Raw genomic sequence first — 4022 nt, forward strand, 5'->3', positions numbered from 1 at the left:
GGCCGGCGTCGAAAAGAGCCGCAATCGTCGCGCGGTCACTGCTAGCTGGGCCGAGAGTGGCGACAATCTTTGCGTTACGCTGACGGCGCATGGCTGATTCCCTTGTTGGTTTGTTGTGTGTTGCCAGGTGCATCAATGAAGATGGCTCGAAAATCATTCACATTGGTCATGGTTGGGCCGGTAATGACAGAGTCACCGAGTGCCTGGAAGAAGCTATGTGCGTCGTTATTCTCGAGACTGGTCATTGGTGACCGATTGAACTCACGTGCGCGGGCCAACGTGTCTGGACGTAATAAGGCACCCGCAATTTCTTCTCGGCCATCCACGCCATCGGTGTCGCCTGCGAGCACATGCACTCGCGCTTCACCGTTTAGTGCGATACCCATCGAGAGCAGGAATTCAACATTGCGTCCTCCTTTACCGTTTCCACGCACCGTGACAGTGGTCTCGCCACCTGAAAGAATCACGCAAGGTGCCGAGAACGGCTTATCACCACGCGCAACCTGGCGCGCAATTGCCGCCATGACTTTGCCTACGTCGCGCGCTTCACCTTCTATTGCATCCGACAGAATATGAGCAGCCACATGATGTTGTGCAGCAAACGCCGCGGCGGCTTCGAGAGCCATTTGCGGAGTGGCAATCAGGTGTGTCTCAACACGCGCCAAGCGCGGGTCGCCGGCTTTGGGCGATTCGGCGGTACCGTCAACCAACATGGCTCGCGCGTGCGGTGGCAGCACAATACGGTAACGGTCAACGATGGCCAGAGCATCATTGCAAGTCGTCGGGTCCGCGACCGTGGGTCCGGACGCGATGTCGTGCAGCCCGTCCGCAGGGACGTCAGAAATCAACAGATTCAGAACGCGTGCAGGATGGCAGGCAGCAGCCAGACGGCCGCCTTTGATGGCGGAGAGATGGCGGCGTACGCAGTTCATCTCGGAAATTGATGCACCGCTATCAAGAAGAGCTTGGTTAATGCGCTGCTTGTCGGTAAGGGTCATCCCTTCGATAGGTAAGGGCAACAAGGCCGAACCACCGCCTGAAATCACGCATACGACAAGGTCATCGGGGGTAAGCCCGTTGACAAGCTGCATCATGCGTGCGGCCGCAAGCAGGCCATTCTGGTCAGGGACCGGGTGTGCGGCTTCCACAATCTCAATGCGTTCACATGAGATGCCATAGCCATAACGAGTCACCACGAGACCTTCGAGCTTACCTGGCCAGTTATTCTCAAAAGCCCGGGCCATCGCTGCAGACGCCTTGCCAGCACCGATAACGATAACCCGTCCGGCAGGCACTTTTGGCAGAAACTTGGGAATACGGACGGCAGGCTGCGCTATCGCGATAGCTGCATCGAACATACCTTTCAACAGGCGGTCAATAGCAGCCTGCTCGGACAGCTCGCCGTCCTGTGTTTTTGCAATTGTCATTGCGTCTCCTGCGCAAGCAAGGCTGATTGCCCTGTCTTGGATTTTTTGATTCAGCGCACAGAATCACCCGCCCGTGCCTTGCGGCGCCGATGCAAAATAAGTTGTGCGAGAAGCAGCCCGAATGGGCCGCTGAATGATTGCTTAAGCTGCCTTCTTGCTGCTGGCTGCGTTGGAGACGAACGCACACACCGCGTCAGTGACTTGAGCAGTGGTGGCCTTTCCACCCAAGTCTCCGGTATGCAACGCCGGGTCGGCTGTGACCGCTTCGACGGCGTCCATTACCTGATTCGCTGCTTCATGTTCACCCAGATGTTCCAGCATCATCACCACGGACCAGAACGTACCGACCGGGTTAGCCAGCCCCTTACCCATGATGTCGAACGCCGAACCATGGATGGGTTCAAACATCGATGGGTAGCGGCGCTCGGGGTCAATGTTGCCGGTCGGTGCAATGCCCAGGCTGCCGGCCAACGCTGCGGCCAGGTCGGACAGAATGTCTGCGTGCAAATTGGTGGCAACGATGGTATCCAGGGTGGCAGGACGATTGACCATGCGTGCAGTTGCAGCATCGACCAGTTCCTTATCCCATTTCACGTCAGGGAATTCCTTGGAAATCTGCACAGCAATTTCGTCCCACATCACCATCGCGTGGCGCTGAGCATTGCTCTTAGTAATAACCGTCAGCAATTTACGCGGACGAGATTGTGCCAGCTTGAAGGCGAAACGCATGATGCGCTCGACGCCAGCGCGGGTCATCATCGACACATCAGTCGCTGCTTCAATCGGATGACCTTGGTGCACACGGCCGCCAACACCGGCGTACTCGCCTTCCGAGTTTTCGCGCACGATGACCCAGTTCAGGTCTTCTTGAGCACAGCGCTTCAGCGGAGCATCGATGCCTGGCAGGATACGTGTCGGGCGTACGTTCGCGTATTGGTCAAAGCCTTGGCAAATTTTGAGGCGCAGCCCCCACAAGGTGATGTGGTCGGGGATATGCGGGTCGCCTGCAGAACCGAACAGGATGGCGTCCTTGTTACGCAATGCGTCCAAGCCGTCTGCCGGCATCATGGCGCCAGTCTTACGATAGTAGTCACCGCCCCAGTCGAAGTTCTCAAATTTTGAATTTGCTGCTGGTTGCGGCAAGCGCCTCCAGCACTTGCTGACCTGCAGGAACAACTTCCTTGCCAATGCCGTCACCAGGGATAGTTGCAATTTGATAAGTTTTCATGTCTCCGACCTTTCAAAAAATGATGTGGTGCTGTCGCACTGTACGCAAATTTTTCAGAAAAAATCGGTGCTAAACTCAAAGCATCCTTAACTTATATTCAAGTATTGTTATGCAAGACACTGTGCTTCCGTCGGATTTGCGCTTTTTTTCAGTGCTGGCTATGGCGGGCAGCTTGTCCGCAGCTGCTCGCGAGCTGGGCTTAACCACTGCAGCTGTCAGTAAGCATCTGACGCAAATGGAAAGTCGCGCCGGCGTGCCCTTGGTAAATCGCACGACACGTCGAATGATGCTTACACCTGAGGGGGAGTTATATCTCGAGCACGCACGCCGCATTCTTGACGAAATCGACGAGCTCTCAGAACTCTTGGGTAGCTCCAAGCGCCGTCCAGAAGGCCTGCTGCGCGTCAATGCAACGTTGGGATTTGGACGTAGTCATGTGGCACCGGTTATCTCTAAATTTGTGACCGAGTACCCTCAGGTTTCAGTACAACTGCAGCTTTCGGTGATGCCTCCGCCTCTGACCGATGACAGCTTTGATGTCTGTATAAGATTTGGAGAACCACCAGATACGCGAGTCATAGCAAGACGTCTGGCTCCGAATGACAGACTGCTATGCGCAACCCCTGGGTATCTTGCGCGCCGCGGAATACCTGCTACCCCTCACGACCTCACCAAACACAATTGTCTAGGAATTCGCCAAGGGGATGAGGCTTATGGCGTATGGCGATTGACCGCCAGTAGCGGGTTAACGCCAAAGACGGAAACGGTAAAAATCCGCGGAAATCTCACTACCAACGACGGGGAAATTGCGGTCAATTGGGCACTGGAGGGACATGGCATCCTCATGCGTGCAGAATGGGACATACGAACTTATTTGCAAGATGGACGGCTTGTCCAAGTCCTCCCGGGTTGGCATACACCCAATGCCGACATTTATGCCGTCTATTCGCAACGTCATCAAATGTCCAACCGCATACGCGCATTTGTCGATTTCATTGCTGAACAGCTGACGAGTCACTCACTAATCACCCAAGCAGGAGGTTCCGCCTATAGCCGAGCGCGAGACGTCGTGGACGAAAAACCCATGTGAATATCGCGGGGTATTTCGCCTATTTCCTAGAATAGCAACGTTCGGGACTACATATTTTTCAAGTTGCTCTTGCGACTATCGATGTCGGCTCCTGGCCGATTCCAGACTTTGAAACGAATTCCAGTATCTGTCTATCGAGCACATCTATTCGCTGGTCGACTGTCCGCGTTGCTGAACGGTCGATGTCCATGTTGTTGAACGATGTGACCATATTCACTGGAATATGCACTGAAGCAAAGGGCACGAAGCGCGCAGGGTCGCGATACGCTACTTGCCG

At 55.0% G+C, this 4022-nt stretch carries 3 protein-coding genes and 1 pseudogene; 1 reads left to right on the plus strand and 3 read right to left on the minus strand.

Annotated features, from left to right (window positions below; translation table 11 throughout):
• Window positions 1-74: 74 nt before the first annotated feature.
• The gene (locus HLUSI_RS0117185) at window positions 75-1427 is read right to left on the minus strand and encodes a glycerate kinase type-2 family protein (protein ID WP_016835140.1); all 1353 of its coding nucleotides are present in this window, start codon (window positions 1425-1427) and stop codon (window positions 75-77) included.
• A gap of 141 nt (window positions 1428-1568) precedes the next feature.
• A pseudogene (locus tag HLUSI_RS29220) lies at window positions 1569-2655 on the minus strand (tartrate dehydrogenase).
• A 109-nt stretch (window positions 2656-2764) separates the two neighbouring features.
• On the opposite strand from HLUSI_RS29220, the gene HLUSI_RS31780 reads away from it, so the two are divergent.
• Window positions 2765-3745 (plus strand): LysR family transcriptional regulator, encoded by a 981-nt coding sequence (locus tag HLUSI_RS31780; protein ID WP_016835141.1) that lies wholly within the window; start codon window positions 2765-2767, stop codon window positions 3743-3745.
• A gap of 58 nt (window positions 3746-3803) precedes the next feature.
• Here the strand turns inward: HLUSI_RS31780 and HLUSI_RS34275 are convergent.
• A partial coding sequence (locus HLUSI_RS34275) for a hypothetical protein (RefSeq protein WP_238534023.1) occupies window positions 3804-4022 on the minus strand: 219 nt, incomplete at its 5' end.

The sequence above is a fragment of the Herbaspirillum lusitanum P6-12 genome (assembly GCF_000256565.1).
In the GTDB taxonomy this organism is placed as follows: Bacteria; Pseudomonadota; Gammaproteobacteria; order Burkholderiales; family Burkholderiaceae_D; genus Herbaspirillum; species Herbaspirillum lusitanum.